This is a genomic window from Lentzea waywayandensis (assembly GCF_900115955.1).
GTDB classification, from domain to species: Bacteria; Actinomycetota; Actinomycetes; order Mycobacteriales; family Pseudonocardiaceae; genus Lentzea; species Lentzea waywayandensis.
In genome coordinates, this window is the sequence record NZ_FOYL01000010.1 from 39,216 (window position 1) to 62,514 (window position 23,299).

At 70.0% G+C, this 23,299-nt stretch carries 24 protein-coding genes and 1 tRNA gene; 12 read left to right on the top strand and 13 right to left on the bottom strand.

Annotated elements, in window-relative coordinates:
• Position 1: 1 nt before the first annotated feature.
• Together BM417_RS31725 and BM417_RS31730 are read right to left on the bottom strand one after the other, a co-directional pair.
• The gene (locus BM417_RS31725; protein WP_093602197.1) at positions 2-940 is read right to left on the bottom strand and encodes a DUF3103 family protein; all 939 of its coding nucleotides are present in this window, start codon (positions 938-940) and stop codon (positions 2-4) included.
• A 64-nt stretch (positions 941-1,004) separates the two neighbouring features.
• Entirely contained in the window at positions 1,005-2,081 is a 1,077-nt protein-coding gene (locus BM417_RS31730) for a bifunctional RNase H/acid phosphatase (RefSeq protein WP_093602744.1), read from the bottom strand.
• Between the two features lie 65 nt (positions 2,082-2,146).
• On the opposite strand from BM417_RS31730, the gene BM417_RS31735 reads away from it, so the two are divergent.
• The 3 genes from BM417_RS31735 to BM417_RS31745 all read left to right on the top strand — a co-directional run bounded on the left by BM417_RS31735 (position 2,147) and on the right by BM417_RS31745 (position 4,589).
• A tRNA-Leu gene (locus BM417_RS31735) sits at positions 2,147-2,229 on the top strand.
• Between the two features lie 188 nt (positions 2,230-2,417).
• Positions 2,418-3,620 (top strand): HNH endonuclease, encoded by a 1,203-nt coding sequence (locus tag BM417_RS31740; RefSeq protein WP_093602199.1) that lies wholly within the window; start codon positions 2,418-2,420, stop codon positions 3,618-3,620.
• Positions 3,621-3,761: 141 nt separating this feature from the next.
• Positions 3,762-4,589, top strand: coding sequence for a phosphotransferase family protein (locus tag BM417_RS31745; RefSeq protein ID WP_093602201.1), 828 nt, complete (start codon positions 3,762-3,764; stop codon positions 4,587-4,589).
• A gap of 5 nt (positions 4,590-4,594) precedes the next feature.
• Here the strand turns inward: BM417_RS31745 and BM417_RS31750 are convergent, their stop codons facing one another.
• The gene (locus tag BM417_RS31750; protein WP_093602746.1) at positions 4,595-5,152 is read right to left on the bottom strand and encodes a TetR/AcrR family transcriptional regulator; all 558 of its coding nucleotides are present in this window, start codon (positions 5,150-5,152) and stop codon (positions 4,595-4,597) included.
• A gap of 136 nt (positions 5,153-5,288) precedes the next feature.
• Here BM417_RS31750 and BM417_RS31755 point away from each other — a divergent pair, with 136 nt between their 5' ends.
• Positions 5,289-5,843 carry a hypothetical protein gene (locus BM417_RS31755; RefSeq protein ID WP_245822286.1) on the top strand — a complete coding sequence of 185 codons (555 nt, stop codon included), beginning with the start codon at positions 5,289-5,291 and terminating at the stop codon, positions 5,841-5,843.
• A gap of 9 nt (positions 5,844-5,852) precedes the next feature.
• On the opposite strand, the gene BM417_RS31760 is transcribed toward BM417_RS31755, so the two are convergent.
• The 6 genes from BM417_RS31760 to BM417_RS49390 form a co-directional block, all read right to left on the bottom strand.
• A complete protein-coding gene (locus tag BM417_RS31760) occupies positions 5,853-6,497 on the bottom strand; it encodes a hypothetical protein (RefSeq protein ID WP_093602203.1) in 645 nt (214 codons plus the stop codon).
• 75 nt (positions 6,498-6,572) lie between these two features.
• Positions 6,573-7,310 carry a zinc ribbon domain-containing protein gene (locus BM417_RS31765; RefSeq protein WP_093602205.1) on the bottom strand — a complete coding sequence of 246 codons (738 nt, stop codon included), beginning with the start codon at positions 7,308-7,310 and terminating at the stop codon, positions 6,573-6,575.
• Positions 7,307-8,356 carry a Nif3-like dinuclear metal center hexameric protein gene (locus tag BM417_RS31770; protein WP_093602207.1) on the bottom strand — a complete coding sequence of 350 codons (1,050 nt, stop codon included), beginning with the start codon at positions 8,354-8,356 and terminating at the stop codon, positions 7,307-7,309. The genes BM417_RS31765 and BM417_RS31770 overlap by 4 nt, the downstream gene beginning before the upstream one ends.
• Positions 8,353-9,348, bottom strand: coding sequence for an Rv2231c family pyridoxal phosphate-dependent protein CobC (gene cobC / locus BM417_RS31775; RefSeq protein ID WP_093602208.1), 996 nt, complete (start codon positions 9,346-9,348; stop codon positions 8,353-8,355). The genes BM417_RS31770 and cobC overlap by 4 nt, the downstream gene beginning before the upstream one ends.
• Positions 9,349-9,384: 36 nt before the next feature.
• The gene (locus BM417_RS31780) at positions 9,385-9,591 is read right to left on the bottom strand and encodes a hypothetical protein (protein WP_030472678.1); all 207 of its coding nucleotides are present in this window, start codon (positions 9,589-9,591) and stop codon (positions 9,385-9,387) included.
• A gap of 67 nt (positions 9,592-9,658) precedes the next feature.
• Positions 9,659-10,069, bottom strand: coding sequence for a hypothetical protein (locus tag BM417_RS49390; protein WP_245822287.1), 411 nt, complete (start codon positions 10,067-10,069; stop codon positions 9,659-9,661).
• A 129-nt stretch (positions 10,070-10,198) separates the two neighbouring features.
• Between BM417_RS49390 and BM417_RS31790 the strand changes: the two genes are divergently transcribed.
• Genes BM417_RS31790 through BM417_RS31805 form a run of 4 tightly spaced genes read left to right on the top strand, consistent with a single transcriptional unit; the run spans position 10,199 to position 12,738 of the window.
• Positions 10,199-10,651: a low molecular weight protein-tyrosine-phosphatase gene (locus BM417_RS31790; RefSeq protein WP_093602210.1), complete on the top strand. Its 453-nt coding sequence runs from the start codon at positions 10,199-10,201 to the stop codon at positions 10,649-10,651.
• A complete protein-coding gene (locus BM417_RS31795; RefSeq protein ID WP_093602212.1) occupies positions 10,630-11,361 on the top strand; it encodes a fructosamine kinase family protein in 732 nt (243 codons plus the stop codon). Before BM417_RS31790 ends, BM417_RS31795 begins: the two co-directional genes overlap by 22 nt.
• Before the next feature lie 5 nt (positions 11,362-11,366).
• On the top strand, positions 11,367-11,915 hold the full coding sequence (locus BM417_RS31800; RefSeq protein WP_245822288.1) for a DUF1349 domain-containing protein: 549 nt from the start codon (positions 11,367-11,369) through the stop codon (positions 11,913-11,915).
• A gap of 4 nt (positions 11,916-11,919) precedes the next feature.
• Positions 11,920-12,738 (top strand): SURF1 family cytochrome oxidase biogenesis protein, encoded by an 819-nt coding sequence (locus BM417_RS31805; RefSeq protein WP_093602216.1) that lies wholly within the window; start codon positions 11,920-11,922, stop codon positions 12,736-12,738.
• Here the strand turns inward: BM417_RS31805 and BM417_RS31810 are convergent.
• Positions 12,646-13,578: a cobalamin biosynthesis protein gene (locus BM417_RS31810; protein WP_093602218.1), complete on the bottom strand. Its 933-nt coding sequence runs from the start codon at positions 13,576-13,578 to the stop codon at positions 12,646-12,648. The two genes, BM417_RS31805 and BM417_RS31810, sit on opposite strands and share 93 nt — an antisense overlap.
• 72 nt (positions 13,579-13,650) lie before the next feature.
• Between BM417_RS31810 and BM417_RS31815 the strand changes: the two genes are divergently transcribed.
• Genes BM417_RS31815 through BM417_RS31825 form a run of 3 tightly spaced genes read left to right on the top strand, consistent with a single transcriptional unit; the run spans position 13,651 to position 20,389 of the window.
• Complete coding sequence (locus tag BM417_RS31815; RefSeq protein ID WP_093602220.1) at positions 13,651-15,123, top strand: DUF2397 domain-containing protein; 1,473 nt, start codon at positions 13,651-13,653, stop codon at positions 15,121-15,123.
• Entirely contained in the window at positions 15,120-16,316 is a 1,197-nt protein-coding gene (locus BM417_RS31820; RefSeq protein ID WP_093602222.1) for a TIGR02678 family protein, read from the top strand. Before BM417_RS31815 ends, BM417_RS31820 begins: the two co-directional genes overlap by 4 nt.
• Positions 16,313-20,389: a TIGR02680 family protein gene (locus BM417_RS31825; protein ID WP_093602224.1), complete on the top strand. Its 4,077-nt coding sequence runs from the start codon at positions 16,313-16,315 to the stop codon at positions 20,387-20,389. Before BM417_RS31820 ends, BM417_RS31825 begins: the two co-directional genes overlap by 4 nt.
• Before the next feature lie 7 nt (positions 20,390-20,396).
• On the opposite strand, the gene BM417_RS31830 is transcribed toward BM417_RS31825, so the two are convergent.
• Positions 20,397-21,137, bottom strand: coding sequence for a maleylpyruvate isomerase family mycothiol-dependent enzyme (locus BM417_RS31830; protein ID WP_218164630.1), 741 nt, complete (start codon positions 21,135-21,137; stop codon positions 20,397-20,399).
• Positions 21,134-21,751, bottom strand: coding sequence for a TetR/AcrR family transcriptional regulator (locus BM417_RS31835; protein ID WP_093602754.1), 618 nt, complete (start codon positions 21,749-21,751; stop codon positions 21,134-21,136). The genes BM417_RS31830 and BM417_RS31835 overlap by 4 nt, the downstream gene beginning before the upstream one ends.
• A gap of 61 nt (positions 21,752-21,812) precedes the next feature.
• Between BM417_RS31835 and BM417_RS31840 the strand changes: the two genes are divergently transcribed.
• Positions 21,813-22,832 (top strand): DUF2399 domain-containing protein, encoded by a 1,020-nt coding sequence (locus tag BM417_RS31840; protein ID WP_177320707.1) that lies wholly within the window; start codon positions 21,813-21,815, stop codon positions 22,830-22,832.
• Here the strand turns inward: BM417_RS31840 and BM417_RS31845 are convergent.
• On the bottom strand, positions 22,821-23,297 hold the full coding sequence (locus BM417_RS31845; protein WP_143138879.1) for a MarR family winged helix-turn-helix transcriptional regulator: 477 nt from the start codon (positions 23,295-23,297) through the stop codon (positions 22,821-22,823). The genes BM417_RS31840 and BM417_RS31845 overlap by 12 nt on opposite strands.
• Between the last annotated feature and the right edge of the window lie 2 nt (positions 23,298-23,299).

Genomic DNA, 23,299 nt, shown 5'->3' on the forward strand with positions numbered 1-23,299 from the left:
TTCAGAGCTCGCGGACGAAATAGGGCCGCGTGTTCATCCAGCCGCGCCCGGAAGCGCCGTTGATGACGCCGCTTCCCTGCTCGGAGAGGGTGTACCAGGACTCGACGTAATCGGGATCGTCGGTGTACCAGCTGTCCGGAATGGCGTCGAGCACCGCGCTCACCAGCGGGATGTAGGCGCCGCCGTCCACGATGGTCAGCAGGGCCGCCGCCAATGCCTGGGCGAGCGCCTTGTAGTTGGTGTCGCCGTCGTCTTCCATCATCACGACGTCGGCGAGGTCGTACTTGTAGTTGTTCCAGTGCACGAGGAGCTGGTTCGGCGAATACGTCGTGTTCTCGTCGTCGAGATACGGCATGGTGACGGGATCGACGCGGACTTTGCCGTCGAGTCCGAACCCGGACACCAGTGCGAAGATCTCCGCGTCGCCCTTGAACCACGGTTCCTGCACGTCGCTGACGCGGACCTGAGTGACCTGCGTCGCCCAGTAGCCGGCGAGCTGCTTCGTCTGCGGGGTGGGCATGGCCTGGCGGATCACGTCCATGCCGAGCTTCGCCGCCTTCTCCACGTCGACGTCGACGAGAACAAGCGGCTGGTTCGGCTCGTGCGCCGTCGTCAGCTCGTGGGTCCTGCCCTTGCTGTCGTAGGCCTTGATGGTGGTGGCGTTGTCGTCGTCGGGAGCGGCCGCGACGAGTTGTTCACCGTGCAGGGCGCCGGCGCGGCGCATCGTGACGAGGCTGTGGCCATCCGGGAGGCCCTTGGCCTTGGCGATCTGCCGTTCGGCCGCGGCGACGGCCTTGGTGCCCGACGTGGCGACGTCGTGGGCGAGCCGGTCGAGGATCTGGTTGACGTTGGCGGGCGCCGCTGCTGCCGTACCGGTGGACACGGCGGCAGCGACCAGGGTCAGGACCACGAGAGTTGCGCGCAGGGTGTTGGCTCTCATGTCTTCGGATCGTGGAGACCCCCGGCCGCCCCGGCAAGCCTCCGAAGGACTACTTCACCCCAGGTCAACCCAGGTGCGAGGTGTCGTTCACGAGCTTCACCGACGCGTGCCCGTCCGGGTAGAACTCGGCGATCGAGATGCCGGTGAGGTCGAGGTGCATCCGGAACAGGAACTGCGGCCCGACGTCCAGCGCCTGCCGGAGCATCGTCTTGATCGGCGTCACGTGGCTGACCAGCACCAACGTCTTGCCGCCGTACCGCGAGATGATGTCCGTGCGCGCCTTGCGAACCCGCGCGTGAACCTCGTCGAAGCTCTCCCCGTTAGGCGGCTTCACGCTCGTGTCGCCCAGCCACCGCCGATGCACCTCGGGGTCCTGCGCGCTCGCCTCGGCGAACGTCAGCCCTTCCCACGTGCCGAAGTCGGTCTCAATGAGCCCCTGATGGGTGACAACGTCCAGCCCGATCCTGTCCGCGAGCTTCCCAGCCGTCTGCTGAGCCCGCTGCAACGGCGACGAGATGACCGCCGCGACACCGTCCATCTTGGACAGCCGAGCCGCCGCCCTCTCCGCCTGCTCCAGCCCGAGCTCCGTCAGCGGGTGATCGCCCCGCCCCGAGTAACGCCGGTCGACCGACAGCCTCGTCTGCCCGTGCCGCAACAGGATCACCCGCGTGGGCTCCCCCATCGCGCCACTCCAGTGCGGCTGCTTGGCACCCTCGGCCTTTGCCGGGGGTTCGTTCGCGGCCTTGTTCTCGGCGTCCATGGCCTCGTTCGCGAGCCGGTCGGCCTGCTTGTTGCGCTCGCGCGGAATCCACTCGTAAGCGACCTTCTGGAAGGCACCCGCGACCTCCTGCGCCTCCCGTGCGAGCGGCTGCATCGAGGGGTGCTTGATCTTCCAGCGCCCGGACATCTGCTCGACGACGAGCTTGGAGTCCATCCGCACGTCCACGGTCTCGGCGTTCAGCTCCCTGGCAGCCCTGAGCCCCGCGATGAGCCCCTGGTACTCGGCCACGTTGTTGGTGGCGACACCGATGAACCCCTTGCGCTCGGCCAATGTCTCGCCAGTGAGCTTGTCCCGCACAACCGCGCCGTACCCGGCAGGACCGGGGTTGCCCCGCGAGCCGCCATCAGCCTCGACGATCACCTTCACGGGCCGATCGTAACCCCGCGTTCAGGCCCCTCCGGACGGCCTGTATTCTGTTCACATCAGTCTGGGTGGCGGAATGGCAGACGCGCTAGCTTGAGGTGCTAGTGCCCGAAAGGGCGTGGGGGTTCAAGTCCCCCCTCGGACACGAGCGTTAACCACACGCGAAGAGGTCGTCGCATAGACGGCCTCTTTTGCTTTGTCGTACTTCAGCTCGATCCCGGGTCTCCCGTAGAGCGACATCGATCACCGGTGGCTGAGCAAATGCTCCCGCGCCCGGCGTCCCCAGCGCATGCTTGCGGTAACCAGGTTGCGGCAGGCGCCGATGATGAAGGCATGCGCGCAACAGACGACGCCGGTGCCGTGCTCAACGCGGAGTTCGAGATAGAGCCGGACGGCGACCACCTCGCGTTGGTCATGAAGAGTGCGGGCGGCAAGGTCAACGGAAGCCCGCACGGCCGCAACCACCAGTACAACCTCGCCCTGGAGCTGCTGCTCCACCGACTTCGCGAGCGCGGCGCAGTACTGGAGAGCGGAGTCGTGGACTCCGCCCTGGTCAAGCTTCTGCCCGAGACCGAACGCACGATCGTCGAGTCGCCGGTCGTGCTGGTGACGACGCCCGGCATCGAGGCGTTGCGCAAGAAGCTGGGCCGCGCGCAGGGAAAGATCGGAAGAAACCCGGACGGCAACGCCACCAAGCAGATCCGGCTCAGGCTGCGGGTGCCTGGATACGCCGCCGACGACGCCGACCGTCTGGCTGCGGACCTGGCACAACCGGCGAACCGCGGCAAGGCACCGGACGCGTCGGCTTTGCTGCGCTCGCTCATAGGAGATCCCATCGAGACGGTGACCGGCAGTGTGAACACCATCGTCGAGGTCAACCAGAAGCAGGTACGGGTGACCACCGACCGGTCGCCACAGGGGCAATGGGTCGATGTTCGCGATGTCGAGGCCGGCCTGGAGAAGCTGCACGCGCAGGGGTCGGTACTCGTGAGCGTCGACGAGCTCGGGCACCGTTCCTCGTTCGTCGGAGCTGTACTGGCAACCATTCCCGGCACAGTCGTCTCTCTCCGGCCGGCCATCATCACGTTGCACGACCCGAAGTTCCCGGTGCGCATCCGGCAGTTCGCCGTGCTCGACGGCAGCGCGCAGGTCACGACCCGCAAGGAGCAGAGGGAGCTGCGCAGGTTGCTGCTCGGCGGCCGCACCGCCGCACCCTGCGACCTGTGCGGACACGACTTCCCAGGGGACTTCCTCGTCGCGGCCCACATCAAGAAGCGGTCGTTGTGCACCGACGACGAGCGCAACGACCTGGCCAACGTGGCGATGCTGGCATGCAAGTTCGGTTGCGACAGCCTGTTCGAATCCGGCCACATCACCGTGGACGACACCGGTCGCGTTCGCTCCTCGTTCGAGGACGGACTCCGCGGCCGGCTGCACGATCACCTGAACCAGCTGCACGGACGTCTCTGCGGAGCACACCGCGCCAGCTCGCAGCCCTACTTCACCTGGCACCGCGCCAACGTCTACCGCGGATAGCGACAAGAACTTCTGCTCTGGAGGACCTGCACAGCTCAGATGAGGCGAGTTCAGCGAGAAAGTCGTCCTCGGACACTGATCACGCCGACAGGGCGGACACTCACATCGAGCACCCGCCCTGTCGCGTTGTAGGTTCCGGACATGATCAAGGCCGCTCCGGACCTGCTGGAAATCGCCTCCGCACTGCTGCCCGGCGTGCGGCTGGACGACGCCTTCGTCGCGGCCGACGGCAACATCCACGACGTGCTGCTGATCCCCGGCATCGCCGCCGTGCGAGTCAGCAAACGGCCGTTGGGCGCCGCGTCGATGCCCCGCCGGGTCGAGGCGTTGCGGCGGTTGGCTTCCGCCGAGCTGCCGTTCCAGGTGCCGGAGCCGCTCACTCCCGTGACCACGTTCGGCGATCGGGCCGCTGTCGCCGTGTCGTGGCTCGACGGTGTCGCCCTGCCCGAAGGTGTCGGAGATCCGTCGCAGGTGGCCGAGGTCCTGGAGGCCGTTCGGTCTGTGCCGCTCGGCGACTCGTTGACGGAGGCTTTGGACGGCCGGGCGCTGGGTCCGTCGTGGTCGGCGATCATCGCTGAGGAGATCATTCCCCGTCTGCCCGCTCGCTGGTGGTCAGAGGGACTGCGGCGGCTGGACGCCGCTCTGGCGCTGGAGCCTGTGCCCGATGCCTTGGTGCATGGCGATCTGAGCGGTTCCAACGTGCACTGGTCCGCGGACGGGAGGCTGCTCGGCATTCTCGACTGGGACATGGCGATGCCCGGCGACCCCGCCATCGACGCCGCCCTGATGGCCTGGCACGGCTGGGACAACGTCCGTCGTGCCGTCACCGGCGCCACCTACCGCCGGGCCCGCACGTGGGACGCCCTGTTCGGCGTCGGCCACCTGGTCGCCACCATGAACGGCCGTCCTATGACCAGCCCCGACGGCTTCGTCGCCGCGGTCGTTCCCTGGCTGGAGGACAACGCCTGAGGCGTTCAGGACATGCGTGCTCGGAGAATGCCTTCGACCGCCTCGCAGAAGGTGTCGGCGATCGGGCCCGGGTCCGAGAGGCAACCGGCCGCCATCGCGCCGTCGCGCAGCATGACGAAGTGCCGGGCGTCGAGTTCGACCGGAGTGTTACCTACGCGCGCGAGTAGGCCCGTGACGGTGTCGAGGAACCATTTGCGGTGTGCCTGCACTGCCATGTGCACGGGGTGCACGGGGTCCGCGTACTCCGCCACGGCGTTGAGGAACGCACAGCCGCGGAAGCCCTCGACCTGGATGTGTCCGGCGATTCCCCTTGCGACGGCGCGCACGGCGTCCGCGTCGTTCGTGGCCGCGGCGACGCCTGCCTCGACGTTCTGTCGGGTCGCCTTGTCGGCCTCCGCCAGGTATTCGAGGACCAGGTCTTCCTTGCCCGCGAAGTGGCGGTACATGGTCGCTCGAGTCACCTTCGCCTCGGCGAGGATGCGGTCGACTCCGACGGAGTGCAGTCCCTCCCCGTAGAACAGCCGGCTGGCCGTCCCCAGCAGGCGGTTCCGGGCGTCGGACACGGTGCGGGTCACCCCTTCGACGGTAGCAGAGAGAACGTTCGGTCTTGGGAGAGAGAACGTTCGGTCTTGACAGCGGCGGCTCCGTGCTGACAGCCTCGAAGCAGAAAGAACGTTCTCCCTACCTCAAGGACACCTCGTGAGCATCGACGCAGCCTCACCCGCCACCCTCGCGCCCGCCCTCCGCTCGCTCTACCTCGTCCGCTTCGGTTTCGCGATCGTGTGGGCGGTGCTGCTGTTCCTCACCGGGACCGAGATCGGGCCGGTCAGCGGCACGTTGCTGGTGCTCTACCCGCTGTTCGACGTGGCCGCGATCGTCGTCGACAGCCGCGCGGCACGAGCCGGGCGAGCCTCTGCGGCCCTTTACGCCAACATCGCCGTCAGCTTGCTCGCGGCGGCGGGCCTGGCGTTCGCCGTGACGTCCGGCATCCCGGCCGTGCTGCGGGTGTGGGGCGTCTGGGCCGTCGTGTCCGGCCTGGCGCAGCTGGCCGCCGGTCTTGTCCGCAGGAGCCTCGGCGGTCAGTGGCCGATGATCATCAGCGGTGCCATCTCCACGCTCGCGGGCACGTCGTTCTTCCTGCAGGCGAGCGGTGAGAACGCGACGCTGAGCAACCTCGCGGGCTACGCGGCGATCGGCGGTGTGTTCTTCCTCGTCTCGGCGCTGCGGCTGCGGCGCGGGCGCACCGGCGAGTGACGCGTGCCTTCAGAGTCCGGCGTCGCCGCTGGGCAGCTTGTCCAGCCATCCAGGTGCCAGCCGGATCCGTCCCACGTGTGACGACAGGTCTTCCGGATAGATGGGGCCGAACCGGCGCCAGAAGTCGACGAACACCCACGGCGAGTCCAGCGCGAACTCGTCGTCCGGGAAGGCCTTGCCTGCCTCGTCGTCTCCCAGATGCACGAGGTACGGCACCAGATCGCCGACCGGGCAGCCGACCGCCTCGGCGATCACCGCCGGGTGGCCCGCGTACTTGGCACTGAGGCGGGCGACTTCGTCGGCGTCGTCGGTGAAGTAGTCCGGCATCGAGGCGAACGTGTCCAGCAGCACGCCGTCTCGCAGCAGCGAATGGTTCCAGTAGTCGCCGTCGTAGATGCGCGCCGTGCTTGCCAGGGCACCGAGATCAAGGCTCATGAACTCCGCGGCGGCCAACTCGAAGAAGTACGCCGGCCAGAGGATCACCGTCCACCCGTTCACCGGCGGGAAGACCTGCACCTCGTCTTCCGTCGCCGGATCCGCGTCCGGGACGAGAGCCGCCGGGCAGGAGTGCTCCGCGAAGAACCTGCCGGCTGCGGCAAGCACGGCTCCCGCGTCCTCTACCCGGAAAGCCGTGGCCGCGGTGAACTCGCCCACGCGAAGAAACCCTTCAGCTGCCAGACAGGGGCCGCCCAGCCGGGCAGCCCCTGTCTTCAACGACGATCTTCCGAGCTACAGGCCCGATTCCGTGGTGCGGACCAGGATCGCGCCGCACTCCTCACACCGCACGACCTCGTCGGCCGCGGCTTCCTTGAGCTTCGACACCGCGCTGCGGTCCAGTTCGATCCGGCACGCGCCACAGCGGCGGGACTGGATCAGGGCCGCGCCGATGCCGCGCTGCTCGCGCTGGCGGTCGTAGGCCTTGAGCAGGTCGTCCGGGAAGCCCTTCGCCATCACCGAACGGTCGGCGGTGCGGCGGGTCTCGGTCGCCTCCAGGTCGGCGAGGGCCTCGTCACGGCGGTGGCTCGCGTCCTCCAGGGCGACGCGGGCCTTGTCGAGTTCCACGCGCGCGAAGGAGGCGTCGGCGTCGACGGCTTCGCGGCGTTCCATCAGTTCCAGCAGGTCGTCTTCGAGGACGCCCTGGCGGCGCTGGATGGTGGCGAGTTCGTGTTCCAGTTCGGTGAGCTGCTTGGCGCCGACCGAGCCTGACTGCATCAGCTTGCGGTCGCGCTCCCCGCGGGCACGAACCTGCTCGATCTCGGTCTCCTGGCGCTTCACGTCGCGGTCGAGGTCGGTGAGCGTCGTCTCCACGGCCACCAGCGCGTCCTGCTTCGTCCGCACCTGCTGTTCGACCTCGTTGATCTCCGCGATCACGGGCAGCGTGCGGCGACGGTGGGTGACACGCGCCAGTTCGGCGTCGACCTCGGCCAGGTCGAGCAGCCTGCGCTGCACTGCGGGATCGGCTTTCACGCATGTCCTCCTGCTGCTGTGCTCGTCACACCGACGGTCCACGGATCGGTCCGGCGAGTGGAGACGAGTACGTCGACCCTACCGCCGAAGGCCTCCCGCAGGATCTCCGCCGCCTGCTCGCACCACGGCCACTCGCTGGCCCAGTGGGCGACGTCGACCAACGCGGGTCCGCCGGACTCGATGTGCTCCGAAGCCGGGTGGTGCCTCAGGTCGGCCGTGACGTAGGCGTCGACGCCGGCGCGCTTCACCGTGCTCAGGAAGCTGTCGCCCGCGCCGCCGCACACGGCGACCCGTTTGATCAGGCGTTCCGGGTCTCCGGCCGCCCGCACGCCCTGCACGGTGACGGGCAGCGCGTCGGCCACTCGCTGGGCGAACGCCCTGAGCGGCTCTGGTTCGGCGAGCTCACCGATGCGGCCCGAGCCGGTGGCGCCCGGCAGGTCGACGGTCTCGTGCAGTGTGAAGGCCAGTTCCTCGTGGGCGTTCCGGAGTGCGCTGATGACCGCGTTGCGGCGTGCGCGCGGCACGACGACCTCGATGCGCGTCTCCTCGTGCCCGGTCAACTCGCCGACCGCGCTCGCGCCCGCCTCGGTCAGCGCCTTGAGCACCTGCTCCGAGTCCGAAGCCGGCGCGTACGTGGTCAGCACGTCCATCGCGGCGTGCGGGGCGGCGTCGAGCGGGCCGGTGACGGTGAGCCCGATGGCTTTCGCGAGCGCGTCCGAGACGCCCGGCAACGCCGCGTCGGCGTTGGTGTGCGCGCAATACAAGGCGGCGCCGTTCCGGATCAGCTTGTGCACCAACGCGCCCTTGGGGTCGTCGGCCGGAACCCCGTTGACGCCTTTGAGAAGCAGCGGGTGGTGCGCGAGCACGAGCTGCGCGCCGCGTTCGACGGCCTCGTCCACAGTGGACGACGTGGGGTCGACGCAGACCAGGACCCTGCTGACCTCCTCCTGCGGATCACCGCAGACCAGGCCGACCGCGTCCCACTTCTCGGCGGTCTTCGGCGGATACGCGGACTCCAGGACCGCGATCACGTCGGCGAGCTTCACGCCAGTTCCTCCATCACTACCCGCAACGCGTCCACGAACACCGCGAACTCCTCCGGCGGCCGGATCGCCACGCGCAGGTACGTGTCGTCAAGTCCCGGGAACGTGTCGCAGCGCCGTACCGCGATCCCCTTGTCCCGCAACGCTTGCCTCGCACCCCTCGGCGCCCTGATCAGCAGGAACGGCGCTTTCGGGGCAACGACGACGAAGTCTTGGAGCTGCTCCAACGCGTAGGCCGCGTGCTGTTCGGCTTCCTGCGCGAACCGCGCGGACTCCTCGAGCGCCTCCGGCTCGCAGCACGCCGTGATCGCCTCCAGCGTGAGACTGCCCACGGGCCAGTGCGGACGGCCGTGCGCCAGCCGCGCGAGGGTCTCCGGGTCGCCGAGGAAGTAGCCGGCGCGCAGGCCGGCGAGACCCCAGGTCTTGGTGAGGCTGCGCAGGACCAGCACGCCGGGGTCGTGCGCGAGCGACTCCGGTTCGCCGGGAACGGCGTCCATGAACGCCTCGTCGATGACCAGACGACCGGGCAACGCCTTGAGCTTCACGGCCTCGTGCAGCACCGACGTCGGGTTCGTGGGGTTGCCGATGACGGTCAGGTCGGCGTCCGACCGCACGTCGCCCAACTGGAAGTCACCGTCGAGCAGCACGTGTTCGACCGGAATTCCGGCATCGCGAAAAGCCACCTCGGGTTCGGTGAACCCGGGGTGGACGATCGCGGCACGGCGCGGCGCGAGCTTCGGCAGCAGCGCGAAGCCCTCCGCGGCACCGTTGAGCAGCAGAACCTCGTCCGGTGAGCGCCCGTGGCGGCGTGCGACGGCCTCACGAGCGCGTTCTTCAGCCGGTTTCGAGGGGTAACGCCCGAGTCCGTCGAGCGCCGCGACCAGCCGTGCCCGCAGCCAATCGGGCGGGTGCGGCACCCGCACGTTGACGGCGAAGTCGGCGAGGCCTGGCGCGGCGTCGACGTCACCGTGGTGGCGCAGATCTGAGCTGGTCATCGCCGGAATTCTAGGCGACGGGCTCAGGTGCCCGCGTCACTGCATGTAGCGGCGGAGCTCGGTGAGGTGGCTGATCAGCTCGTCCAGCTGGAAGGCGTCGAGCTGCGCGGACTCACCGGGCGGGGTGCGGAAGCAGACGCGACCCTTCTCGTTGAGGTACACCTCGAACGCACGACGGCGCCCGAGGGCGTCGGTACATCCGATGATCTCCCGTTGCGGGGGCACGTCGGTACCTGTCTGCATGGGCGGCCTCCATGTCGTTTGTCCATACATCTTGCGACAACGGTTGAGCGTTACCGTGCGGCGGTACTCACTCGCCGATCTTCTTGGCCGACAAAGTGATCACCGTGGTGCACTCGACAACCTGACCGGCGGCCACGCTCTGCGCCGTCGTCTCCCAGTTTCGATCGAGCACGAGCATCCGGCCTTGGCCCGTCGCGTCCTTCTCCTGCAGCGCGTAGAGGCCGGCGGCCTGCATCGTGTCCTGAGCGTACTGGTGCACCATGCCGACCACGTTGGGAACGGTGCAGGTCGTGGGCGCGGCGGCGACAGGAGGCGCCGCGGTCGTGGCGGCCGTGGCGGTGGACGTCCTCGTCTCAACGTGTGTGCTGGTCGCCTGAGACCCCACACCTGCCGTAGAGCCGCACGCGCCGACAACGGACAACGCGAAGACCGCACCCGTCGCCGGCAACAAGTTCCTCTTGTTCAGGTGCAGCTTCATCGTGTGCTCCAAGACCGATGCGGGCAGTTCGGCCGTTGCGTCGAGCCGGACCTCCCGCCCGTTACCCGCAGTGCTGAAAAGCCACTCGGTCGGACGACCTCCGTAACCAAATCCCTTAGGCTGCGCGACATGCACGTCTCGTTCGTCTGCACCGGCAACATCTGCCGCTCCCCCATGGCAGCGCTCGTCTTCCGGGAATGGCTGTCGCGGGAGGGACTGTCGTCCCACGTCCAGGTGTCCAGTGCCGGCACCGGCGGCTGGCACGCCGGCGACCCCGCCGACCCGAGGACGCTGAAGACGTTGGCGGCCAACGGATATCCCACTGACCACGTGGCGGCACAGGTGTCCGATCTGCACCTGGACGCGGACCTGCTGGTGGCGCTCGACGCCGGGCACGCCCGCGCGTTGCGCCGGATGGCCGATCCCGGCCGCGTCCGGCTGCTCCGTTCGTTCGATCCGGACGCCGACGGCGCGGACGTGCCGGATCCGTACTACGGCGACGATTCCGGGTTTGACGAGGTGCTGGTCATGACGGAGGCGGCGATGCCGGGGTTGATCGCGTGGGTTCGCGAGCGGCTCTGAGGACGAAGCACCAGTCATCCCGGGCCACGGCTGCCGAGGCGGCCGGGCTGCGGTGGCTGCGCGTCGACGGCGGGCCGCCTGTTCCGTTCGTGCACAGCGCCGAGGGCAGCGCGCTGGTGATCGACGAGGTCGCGGCCGGTGAGCCGAATCTTCAGGCGGCCGTGACCTTCGGGCGCCGTCTGGCCACCCTGCACCTCGCGGGAGCCGAGGCGTTCGGCTCCGCGCCACCCGGCGGTCCGCGCGAGGCCACGATCGGCATGGCACCGATGGTCAACGAGCCCGCAGCGGAGTGGCCGTCGTGGTTCGCGTCACAACGCATCGAGCCGTACGCGCGGCAAGCGGGCATCGACGTGAGCGAGGTGTGCGCGCGGATCGGTGAGATCTCCGGTCCACCGGAACCTCCCGCACGACTGCATGGCGACCTGTGGAGCGGCAACGTGCTGTGGGGCGCCGACGGCCAGGTGTGGCTGATCGACCCCGCGGCCCACGGCGGGCACCGGGAGAGCGATCTCGCGATGCTCCGGCTCTTCGGCTGCCCGTTCCTCGACCACGTGCTGGGTGCCTACCAGGAGGTGGCGCCGCTGGCCGACGGGTGGCAGGCGCGGGTGCCGTTGCACCAACTGTTCCCGCTGCTCGTGCACGCCGTGCTGTTCGGCGGCGGCTACCGGTCGGAAGCCGTGGCCGCGGCCCACGCGGCCCTGCGAGGATGAGGTTCATGAACCTCACCGGCTGGACGTGGCTCAACGAACCGCGGAAGTGGTCGACCGACCCTCTCACCGTGCACGCCGACCCGAGCAGCGACTTCTGGCGCCTCACCGGCAACGGCATCGTCCGCGACAACGGCCACCTCTACGGCGTGAGCCTGACCGGCGACTTCACGATCACGGCGACGTTCACCGGCGAGTACGCGGCGCAGTACGACCACGCCGGTGTCGGGCTGCTGGTCGACGGCGAGAACTGGATCAAGGCCGGGGTCGAGGTGTTCGACGGGAGGCAGCAGGCCAGCACGGTGGTCACGCGGGGCTTCTCGGACTGGAACCTGGCGCTCACGGGGCCGTTCGAGCGTTTCACCATCAGCGCCGAGCGCAAGGGCGACGCGGTGTGGGTGCGGTACGGGACCGATGGTCAGGAGCCCGCGAACCTGCTGCGCAAGGCCTACTTCCCGCCGGAGCGAGAGGCCAAGGTCGGGATCATGGCGGCGAGCCCTGAGGGTGAGGGGTTCGTGACCCAGTTCCACGAGGTCCAGCTCACGCAACTACCGTGAGGACGTGCGGTTCAAGTTCCTCCTCAAGCCGGGCTGGCTGGCGCTGACCCTGGCCGTCTGGGTGTTCGCGGGTGCCTGCGTCTACTTCCTGTCGCCGTGGCAGTTCGGCCGCAACGACGAGCGGCAGCAGCAGAACTCCGCCATCACCAAGTCGTTGAAGAGCGACCCCGCCCAGTTCGGTGCGCGGCACGACGAGTGGCAGAAGGTCGAGATCAAGGGCCGTTATCTGCCGGAGTTGGAAGCACTGGCGCGGCTTCGGACCGTGCAGGGTGAGGCGGCGTTCGAGGTCATCACGCCGTTCGAGACCACGACGGGCCACCGGATCCTGATCGACCGCGGGTACGTGCGGCCGGTCAACGGCATCAAGCCGCCGGACTTCGCCAAGCCGCCGACGGAAGAAGTCACGCTCATCGGGCTCGCGCGGCCCAACGAGTCGAACGACCAGCCCGCGTTCCAGCAGGACGGTCGCCGGCAGATCTACTCGATCAACAACAACGCGGTCGGGGAGAACATCGAGCCCGGCTACTACCAGCTGATCGAGAACCAGCCGGGTGCGCTGGACACGCTGCCGTTGCCGCGGCTCGAGTCCGGGCCGTTCTTCTCCTACGCGCTGCAGTGGATCGCGTTCGGGGTCATGGCGGTCGGCGGCTGGCTGTACTTCACGATTCGTGAGGCACGGCCGGGTGGCGTGCTCTACGAGGGCAAGAAGAAAAAGAAGTCGATCGCCGAGCTACTTGCGGAAGAGAGCGACGAAGGCGCTGACGACGCCGGCGCCGAGGCCGACGACGCGGGACAGTTCCACGGCACGCGTCACGTGACCTGAGTCCGGGTTGCGGCCGTGGCCGAGCACCGGGCGTTCTTCGACGCCGTGCGAGTAGACGGTGCGGCCGCCCAGGCGGATCTCCAGGGCGCCGGCGAACGCCGCCTCGATCTGACCCGCGTTGGGCGACGGGTGGGCTGACGCGTCACGGCGCCACGTCTCCAACGCCTGCGAGGCCGAGCCGCCGACTACCGGGGCGCCGCCGACGGTCAGAAGAGCGGCCAGCCGCGCGGGCAGCAGGTTCAGCAGATCGTCGAGGCGGGCCGAGGCCCAGCCGAACTTCAGGTAGCGCGGCGACTTGTGGCCGACCATCGCGTCCAGCGTGTTGGCGGCGCGGTAGCCCAGCAGGCCGGGGACCCCGTAGACCGCGCCCCAGAACAACGGCGCCACGACGGCGTCCGAGGTGTTCTCGGCCACGGACTCCACGGTCGCGCGGGCCAGGCCCAGGGTGTCCAGCCGGGCGGCGTCGCGGCCGCACAGGTTGGGCAAGCGCTCCCGCGCCGCCCCGAGGTCGCCGTCGGCGAGTTCGCGGCCCATCGACGTGCCCTCGGTGGCCAGGGAGTTGCCGCCCAGCACCACCCAGGTCGCCACGCCCGTCGCCAACGCCTGAGTGAGCCAGTGGCGGCGCGCGAGCCGCTCCACGGCGACGCCGGCTGCCACGGTCCCGCCGACCAGCACGGCCGTGTACGCCGCACCGGCGACCTGCGAGTCGGCGTAAAGACGCTTTTCGAGGGCCGCGGCCGACGACCCGAATGCCGCTACCGGGTGAAATCGGCGGGGATCGCCGAACACCGCGTCCGCCGCCACGCCCAGCAACAACCCCAACGCGCGACCCGCACCCACGGCAGCCTCCCCAGCTCGTCGAAGGCACCGTAGCGCCGCAGCACACCCGCACGCGCATTAGGGTGGCCGGTCGTGGAGCACAAGCGGCTGAAGCTGTACGCCTATCTGGACGCGCGCGATCACCAGCGCACGTACCTGGCGATCATGCGGCTGTTCACCTCCACGCTGCTGGCGGACCTGAGCGCGGGCGAGGTCGCCGGCGCGCTGGCCGGGCAGGAGCGCGAGGGCAGGGTCGAGCAGGGCGAGAGCCGCATCGAGAACGTCATCAACCGCCTCAAGCAGCTGGTCGAGTGGGGCAACCTGGTCCAGGGACGGCGCGAGGTCGTCGCGGCCAGCATCGCCGAGTTCCAGCACGGCAGCGTCCGCTACCAGGTCTCCAAGCTCGCCGTCCGCGTGCAACGGGACGTCGACGAGCTGCTCAGGGTGCCGGAAGGCGCCCGCGAGGTCTCCCGCGAGCTGCTCCCCGCCATCGAACGCGGCCTCAACGAGCTGGGCGGATCGCTCAGCGTCGCCCTGCTCAACGAAGGCGACAAGACCAAGGAGCTGCTGGCCGAACGCGTCACGACGCTGTTCCTCCAGCACGCCGAGCTCGCGGCGACGGTCCGCGACTTCTACGCCTACCTCGGCCAGGTCGTCACGAGGAACCACCTCGCGCCCGAGGAGATCGCCGGCTTCCGGAACCTGCTGGTCGAGTACATCCAGCGGGTCGTCGAGGACGTCCTCAAGTACACGCCCCCGATCGCGGAGGCCCTCGCCGGGTTCACGAAGGCCCGCACCGAGCTCCTGCGGCTCCTCGGCACCGACCTCGGCCACAACGTCGAACGCGCCCGTGGCCGCACGCCGGAGGACTGGCAGGAGCTGACGGACTGGTTCGTCGACCGGCCGGGACGCCCGAGCCAGGTCACGGCGCTGCGGGAAGCCACCGCACGCGCGATCGGCAGCCTCCTGGCCAGCGTGAAGCGCGCGACGTCCGGCGGCGGGCTCCTCCCCGGACGCCGCGCCGAACTGCTGAAGCTCGCGAGCTGGTTCGACAACTCGAGTCGTGAGGAGGCGCACGAGATCTACGCCTCCGCGTTCGGCCTCTACAGCGCCCGGCATCTCTCCCCCGCGCCGGAACACGACTCGGACAACGAGCGCACGCCGTGGCGCGACGGCCCGGTCTGCGACGTCACCGTGAGCGTCAGAACCCGAGGCGACCGGGGCGGACGCGGCAGGCCGTCCAGGATCCTCGACGACCCGATGACCGAGCAGTCGCTGCTGGCGGAGGCCCGGGAGGCGGACGAGATCCGCGCGCGGCACGTCGCGGAACTGACCAAGGCCGCCGGAAACCTGGAGAACTCCACGCTCACGCACGGCGCGTTGGAGGTCTTCTGCGAGCTGCTGACGCTCGCGATGGCTCAGCGCGACTCCCCGCACGACAGCGGATCGGCCAGCGACCCCGTGCGCGGCCTCAAACTCGAGATCGCCCACGGCACGACGACTCAGATCAGGTCGGCCGCCGGGACGCTCACCCTGCACGACGCGACGGTGGCACTGAAGCAATGAACCACTTGGACAACCTCTCCGACATCGACGCCGCCAACGTGGTGCGGTGCGCGCGAACGTTGCTGCGCAGGCCTTTGCTGCGCTCGGACGGCCCGGACGGCGAGCTGCTCAGCCTCGTCTACCGGCACCGGGCGACCCTGCAGGACATGTTCGCGGCCCTGCTGGGCTACCGGCTGGTCGTGGAACGCCGGTTCGCGCGCCTCTACAAGTCGGGTCCGGGCAACGACGACACGCGCGGCGTGCTCAGCATGTCCCCGCGCGGCTACGCGTACCTGGCCCTCACGCTCGCGGTCCTCACCGGCATCGGGCGGCAGACCCTGCTGTCCCGCCTGGTGGCCGACATCCGTTCCGCCGCAGTGGAAGCGGGCATCGACGCGCCGGACGACGTCACCGAACGGCGTGCCCTCACCGCCGCCCTGCGCCACCTCGTCTCCCTCGGCGTGCTGCACGAGACCGAGGGTTCGGTCGCCCAGGACCTGCTGCCTCAGGAAGCGTTGATCACGATCGACACCGACCTGCTGGGCCAGCTCGTGACGGGTCCGGTCGGTGAGGCGGACACACCGCAGCGTCTGATCGAACTCGCCGCCCGTCCGGGACCACGCGGTGTGGAGCACTCCGTCAGACGGAAGCTGGTCGAGACCCCGCTGGTGCTCTACGCGGACCTGCCGGACGAGCAGGCGGAGTGGCTGCGCCGCAACCAGCGCAAGGAGACGGCGTTGCTGGAGCAGGCTTTCGGCCTGCACACCGAGTGCAGGGTCGAGGGCGTGCTCGCCGCCGACCCCGAGGACTTCCTGACCGACCTGTCGTTCCCCGGCGTCTCGACGGTCGCCCGCATCACGTTGCTCGCGCTGCCGGACCTGCTGGACACCGAGGACGAGGACGCGCCCGCACGGCACGTCGTCACCGTGGAACGGCTGCGCGAGGTCTGCGCCGGGCTGGTCGAGGACTATCCCGCGGCGTGGTCGAAGCAGTTCACCGACGACCTCGACCGACTGGTCGCCGAGGTGACGGAGTTGTTGCGCCGCATGGGGTTGGCGGCACAGACCGAGGACGGCGCGTGGGCCGTCAGCGCGGCCGCGCACCGCTGGCTGCCGTCCCCGGACGGCGACCCGGAACGAGAACAACCGGAACAACCCGTCGTGGTGTCCGAAGTACCGAGCTGGTCCCTGTTCGACGAGGAGAACGTTTCATGAGCAGGTGGCGGCTGCACCGCGGCGGCGTGGTCAACATCTGGCAGTACACCGAGCAGACGTTCGACTTCTCCGGTGGCCGCGCGATCTTCCAGGGCACCAACGGTTCCGGCAAGTCCCGCACGCTGGAGCTGCTGCTCCCGCTGTGTCTGGACGGCGACCTGCGCCAGCTCGGCTCGAAGGGCTTCGACACGGTCAGCCTGCGGCGCCTCATGCTGGACGACTACGACGGCGGCCCGAACCGCATCGGCTACGCCTGGGTCGAGCTGATCCGCGAAGCCGAGGACCACTCCGGCAACGAGTACCTGACCTGCGGACTCGGTGTGAAGGCGTCGAAGACCTCGCAGGCCATCACGGACTCCTGGCGCTTCGTCACGCCGATGCGCGTCGGCGCGGAACTGCAGCTCGCGGGCCCGGAACGCGTTCCGCACGGCCCGGCGCAGCTGCGGGACCTCATCGGCGCGGACTGCATGTTCGAGGAGCCGGCGTTCCGCGCGAAGGTCGCCGAGACCGTCTACGGCGTTCCGGCCGCGCGTTATGGCGACCTGCTGCACCTCCAGCGGACGCTGCGCAACCCGGACGTCGGCCTGAAGGTGCTGGAGGGCCAGCTCGAACAGATCCTGAGCGACGCCCTGCCGCCGCTGGACCAGGCGATGGTCGAGCAGCTCGCGACGTCGTTCGACGACCTGGAGTCGATCCGCGAGAACATCGTGCGACTGTCCTCCGCGGACAGTGCGCTCGGCACGTTCCTCAAGACCTACAGCGACTACGCGTTCGGCGGGCTGCGCAGCGCGTCCGAACGGCTGGAGGGCGCCGAGAAGTCGGTGGGCAAGCTGCGGCGCGAGCAGGCGAAGCTCACGCAGGAGCTGGACCTCACTCGGATGGAGCGCACGGCGTCCGAGCAGGCCCTGGTCGACATGGAGACCGGCGAGCAGCAGGCAGAGGAGACCATCGCGGCGCTGAAGGAGCTGCCGGCGTTCCGCGATCTGCAGGACCTCAAGACGCGCGAGAACCTGGTGGAGCAGATGCGTTCCGCCGCCGGCGCCGCGCTCGAAACGGCCCACCGCCAGCGCGCCCAGGAGGACGCGTCCGTCGACAACGTGCTGCGGCTCCTGAAGCGCCTCGCGGAAGATCTCCAGGCCGCCGACGCGCTGAGCGACCCGTTGCGGGAGAACCTGCGCCTGGCCGGGATGGACTCGGACCTCGCGCCGGACGTGCCGCAGGTCCCGGCCGCCGAAGCCACCGTGACCACGGCCTCGGTGCGCGCCAAGCCGGATCCCGAGGCCGGTCCGCTGCCGATCGAACGCCGCGTGCCGCCCGCCGCCGCCACCGAGGACGTGCTGACCGCGTTGACCTCGGTGGTCGACCAGGCCGCGGGCATCGCTTCCCTTGCCCGCCAACGAGGTGCGCTCGCGCTGGCGTTGCACGAGCAGGCACTGGCCCTGGACGCGCAGCAGCGCGAGGTGGAGTCGTTGCGGCAGAAGGCCCGCGACGCGCAGCTCGGCGCGACCGAGTCGACCTCGTTGCGCAACCAGGAGATGCAGGAGCTGGCCGAGGTCGTGCAGGCCTGGCTGGAGCAGGTCGAGGTGTGGACGTCGAGCGGCCCGCTGCTCGACGAACGCCCGGCCGAGGCCCTGAAGCTGCCCCAGACCGCCGATCCGGCCGCCGCGAAGACGCTGAGCACCACCGCCCGTGAATGGGCCGGACCGCTCGTGCAGACGGCTCGCGACGCCGCGCACGCGTTCACCCAGCAGCGCACCGACCTGCGCGCCCGGCTCGACACCCTGGACGAGGAGCTCATCGGCCTGCGTTCGGGCAACGAGCGCGTGCCGATGCCAGGCCAGTACACGTCGGCGGACCGCGACTCCGCCGTCGGCGCGCCCTTCTACCGGCTGGTCGACTTCGTGCCGTCGCTGACCGACGAGGAACGGGCCGGGCTGGAGGCCGCGCTGCAGGCGAGCGGTCTGCTGGACGCCTGGGTGACCCCGGCCGACGCCGAGCTGAACGACGTCCTGGCCGTGCCGAGGCCCGCTGCCGACGGCCGCACCCTGACCGACTACCTTGTGCCGGCGGTCGAGGGTTCGCCGGTGCCCGAGGCGTTCGTCGCGGACCTGCTCAAAGCGGTGTCGCTGGACGACATGACGACCACCGGCGACTGGCGCACGGGCGTGCTGACCGGCCGCTGGACCAAGCCCGAGGCCGAGTTCATCGGCGCGGGCGCGCGGGAAGCCGCCCGCGGCCGTCGAATCGTGGCCCTGGAAGAGGAACTCGCCGACCTGCGCACCCGGCTCGGCACCGCCGAGGACGAGCTGGCGCGCGCCCACGAGCACGTCGCCACCTGGGAGGCGCACCTCGCGGCGTTCCCCGCCGATGGCGAGCTGATCGCGAAGCACAGCCGCGTCCAGGCCGCCGAGGAGTCCGCGACACGGTCCCAGCAGCGCACGTTCGAACTGCGGGAGGCCCTGGAGAACGCCAACTCCCGGCTCGAAGCGGCACGCGGCGAGCTGACCAGGCAGGCGGGCGACGCCGACCTGTCGTCCGACACCGAGGCGCTCCGGCAGGCCCAAGCGGCCGCCGGTGAGGCCCAGCGGACCGCGGACCTGCTCGGCGACGCGGTGCGAAGGCGTTGCCAGGGCACGATCTCCGACCTCACCGACGCCTCGCACCGCTACCACGAGGCCGTCGCCGACCGGCAGACCGCGGAGGCCGACGCCGACAGCCGTTGCCTCGACTACGCGGCCCAGGCCGGGACCTTGGCCGAGCTGACCGACGCGGTCGGCGGCGAGGCCAGGGAGATCAGCGAGCAGCTCACGTCGCTGGAGAAGTCGCGCAAGAAGATGCGCGAGGACCTCAAGGGCGTGCGCGAGAGCATCACGACCGCGCGCGAGCAGGCCGCGAAGCTGGAAGCGTTGCTGGAGAGCAACTCCACGCAGGTGACGGAGGCCGCCGAAGCGCGGGACCGGGCGAGCGCGAACTTCACGGCGACGGTGCGCGCGCCGGGGCTGGTGGTGGCGGCGTTCCCGGAGATGGCGGACGGCTCCACGAACCAGGAGGAGGGTGCACAGCCCGCCGGCGCGGCCCTCGAAGCCTCCGTCCGGCAGGCCATCGCCGAGACGCCCGACCGCCGTGGCGGCACCGAGGCGACCGTGATCGCCAAGCTCCAGGCGTTGCAGACCGCGCTCGCCGGCAGCCACGACATCGCCGCCGAGCAGCACGCGGGCCTGCTGACCGTGACGGTGACCGGCGAGGAGGGCGCGAAGCCCGTCGCCGTCGCCGCCCGTCAGGTGACGACGAAGCTGGCCGAGCAGCGCGGGTTCCTGGACGAGCAGTACCAGGGGATCTTCGCCGACTACCTGATCCGTGACCTGGCCGAGTGGCTGCGCGGCCAGATCTCCGTCGCCGAGAGCCTCACCAAGCGCATGAACGAGGTGCTCGGCCAGGCCCGTTCCAGCCAGGGCGTGCACGTGAAGCTCGCGTGGAAGTCGTCCAGCGCCCTCGACGACTCGACGCGGCAAGCGCTTGCGCTCGTGCGGTTGCCGTTCGGCGAACGCACGCCCGAGCAGGACGCCACGCTGCGCCGCGTCTTCACCGAGCGCATCGAGAACGAGCGGGACACGCACTCCGGTGGCTACGCCGAGATCCTGTCGCGCGCCCTCGACTACCGCACGTGGCACCAGTTCACCGTGACCGTCGCCGACACGGGCCCGGACGGCAACCCGCGCGAACGGCGGCTGCGCCAGCTCTCGTCCGGCGAGACCCGGCTGATCTCGTACGTGACGCTGTTCGCGGCCGCGGCGAGCTTCTACGACGCCGTCAGCGACGAGTTCGACCCGCTGCGCCTGGTCCTGCTGGACGAGGCCTTCGAACGACTCGACGACCCGACCATCGCGCGCATGCTGGGCCTGCTGGTCGACCTCGACATGGACTGGGTGATCACCTGGCCGAGCGGCTGGGGCGTGTCGGACAAGATCCCGCGCATGCACATCTTCGACGTGCTGCGGCCCAAGAACGGCCGGGGCGTCGCGTGCACGCAGACCACGTGGGACGGCGCGGCGCTGGACCGGATCGACCCCTGAAGCACCCCTAGAAAGGCACCTCGGTGTCCAGCGGGGCGGTCCCGCGACCGGAGAGCGCGCGGCAGAACTCGACCGCGTCGAACTCCAGTTCCGGACCGCCCTCGCCCCAGGTGCCGCCCGCGGGCCCGGTCAGGCGCAACGTGACCGGGCGGCCCAGCCTCTCCCGCCACTCGCTGACCACGTCGTCGACCAGCACACCGTCGTGCTCGGCGGTCAGCACCATGGGCGCGCCCGTGGCCCGCGCGATGTCGGTCCGGTGCATCCACGGGTCCCGGGTCATGATCACGTCGGACAGGAACCCGAGCGTCCACGTCTCCTCCCGCGCGTTGACCACCTGCGCGGCCGGCATCTTCTGCCTGCGCACGAACCACGGCATGCGCCGCCGTGCCTTCACCGCCTTCGGGGCCACCTCGGCGTAGCGGGCGACGATGCCGGCGGGAGCCATGCCCGTCCGCTCGGCCACCTGGAGGTCCGTCAGCTCGTCGATGAACACCCCGCCCCGCGCCTGAGCCGCCTTGACCTGCCGCATGCTCTCCCGCATCGACGCGGACATCTCGGCCATCCCGAGCAGGTGCGCCGCCATCGCGCGGACGTCCCAGGCGGGGCAGTCCGTGGGCCTGGCCCAGTCCTGCGGTGTGAGCCCTTGCAGCAGGGCGACGACCCGTTCGTACTCGGTGGCCGCGAGCCGCATCGCGGTGTCGCGGTCGAGCGCGGAGGTGCGGGGTCTGGCGGCGAGTGCGGCGGTCATCGTGAGCTCCTCAGGGACGGTCCGGGCAGGCCGACTTCGTCGGCGAACATGTCGATCACGCGGGGAAGCTGCCGCAGCCAGCGGTCACCGCCGGGCTCGTTCGCGAGCTGCCGGTCGAGCAGGCCGCCGCACAGGGCCAGGAACAGGTCCACGTCGGCGGTGCCGGTGACACCGAGCCCCCGCAGGGTGTCCTGCAACAGGCCGATGACCTCGACCGACGGCGCGTAGGCGGCCTCCGAGGGCGTGAAGCCGGGGATGGCGTGCTGGTTCAGCAGCTGGTAGCGGGCGGCGTCGGCCAGCGAGAACGCGAAGAAGTGCTCCGCGATCGCCAGCACCGCCTCCCGCGGCGGCTCGGGCAGCCGCGCGTGGTGCTCCCTCATGTCGGCGAGGTAGAGCGTCCAGGCCTGCCCGAACATCGCGTCGTAGATCGCGTTCTTGGAGTCGAAGTGCGAGTACAGCGACGGCGACCGCATCCCGATCATGGCCGCCACCTCCCGCAACGTGACGGCGGCCAGCCCGTCGCGCCGCGCGATCTCCCACGCGGCGTCGACGATCTCCCGCCGGGTTGCCTCACGCCGTTCGGCTTGCCTATCACGATTAGGCAGAACGCTCATAGTTAGGCAGAGTCCGCTCCTCACCCCCTGGCTGTCAAGGCCCACCGGCTATGTTGGCGAGGTGACCGAGTACGACCGCCCCGAGCTCGCCGAGTTCTGGCGCCTGGCCCGCGAGACGATGGAGGGCGGCGGCCGCTCCGCGTTCAGCTTCCGCGTGGAGGACGCCGGCACCGCCACCGTGCTGGGCGAGCTGCTGCGCAAGCCGGTCGCACATCCGGCCCGCCGCCAGATCTCGCTGGCACGCCTGGACGAGCACATCCGCGCGCACGGCAGCTCGCTGCCCGAAGTCCTGGAATCCGTGCACGGCAAGCCGATCGGCCTGTCGACGTCCCAGGAGTCCTCGACCGCGGACGCCGTGCTGAAGTTCGCGTTGCGCGAGCACGGTCTGCTGCAGGAACCGTGGGCCGCCGAGTGGATCGAGCACGTCCGCAGGTACGGCAAGATCCCGCAGCCCGCGTTGCCGATGATCGCGAACCAGGCCGCGTCGATCCTCGCCCGGCTGCGCCCCGAACCGCGGCGCTGGACGACCCGGTTCGCCTTGGCGGGCAACGATCTCGACGACGGCCGCCCGCTCACCCGCATCGTGCGGAAGGCGCTGGCCCTGGCCGGCACCGACTGGGAACGCGCCGGGGTCCTGCCCGACGCCTACAGCAACCCCGTTCTCACCTCGCAGGGCTACCTGACGCTCAACGACTCGTTGGCAGCACAGGAGATCACCGTCGTGCGCAGCCCGCGCCTGCTCGAATCCGGCGTGCCCGGCCCGTTGCTGGTGCTCCCGGACGGCCTCACCCCGCAGGCCAGGCACCACCTCGACGGCAGGACCGTCCGGTGCCACCACGACTTCACGCCCGACGGCATCCGCGTGATGAACGAGGTCCTCGCCTGGACCGGCGGCACCGCGTGGCGGATGTCGGCGGCCGACTACCGCGAGGCCGTCGCCACGCTGATCGCACGCGGGGTCGAGCTGCCGACGTTGAACAGCCACCCTGAGGAAGCGAGCTGGGATCCGGCCCTCGCGGAGACCATGGCCACAACGGGCCTGATGGTCACCGAGGAACACGTCCTGCCGTCACTGCTCTGACGACTCCGCGGGCGCGAACCTCTTCACGTCCCAGCGCCCGTGTCCCTCCATCAGCTTGCGGCCGATCCGTCGCAGGTCGGCGAGGTCACGCTCGCTCAGCAGCTCGGTGAACTCCTCGGCCAGCGTCTCCCGGTACACCCGCGCCGTCGTCCCCACGCAGGCCTCCTCGCCCTCGGGCGTGAGCACGGCGATGACCAGCCGCCGGTTGTCCGCGGGCTGTTCCCGGACCACCCAGCCGCGCTTGACCAGCCGCTCGATCAGCCGCGTGACGCCGGACGGGCTGACGTCCAGCAACTCGACGAGCTCGGACATCTGCAGCCGCCCGCCGTTGTGGTGCAGCTGGTAGAGCGCCACGTGCTCCAGCAGCGAGCACGCGGCCTCTGCCTCCATGCGCCGCCCGATCGCGGCCTTCACGGCGTCCACGCCCTGCTGCACGTACAGCCACGAGTAGATCGGCTCTGTCACCA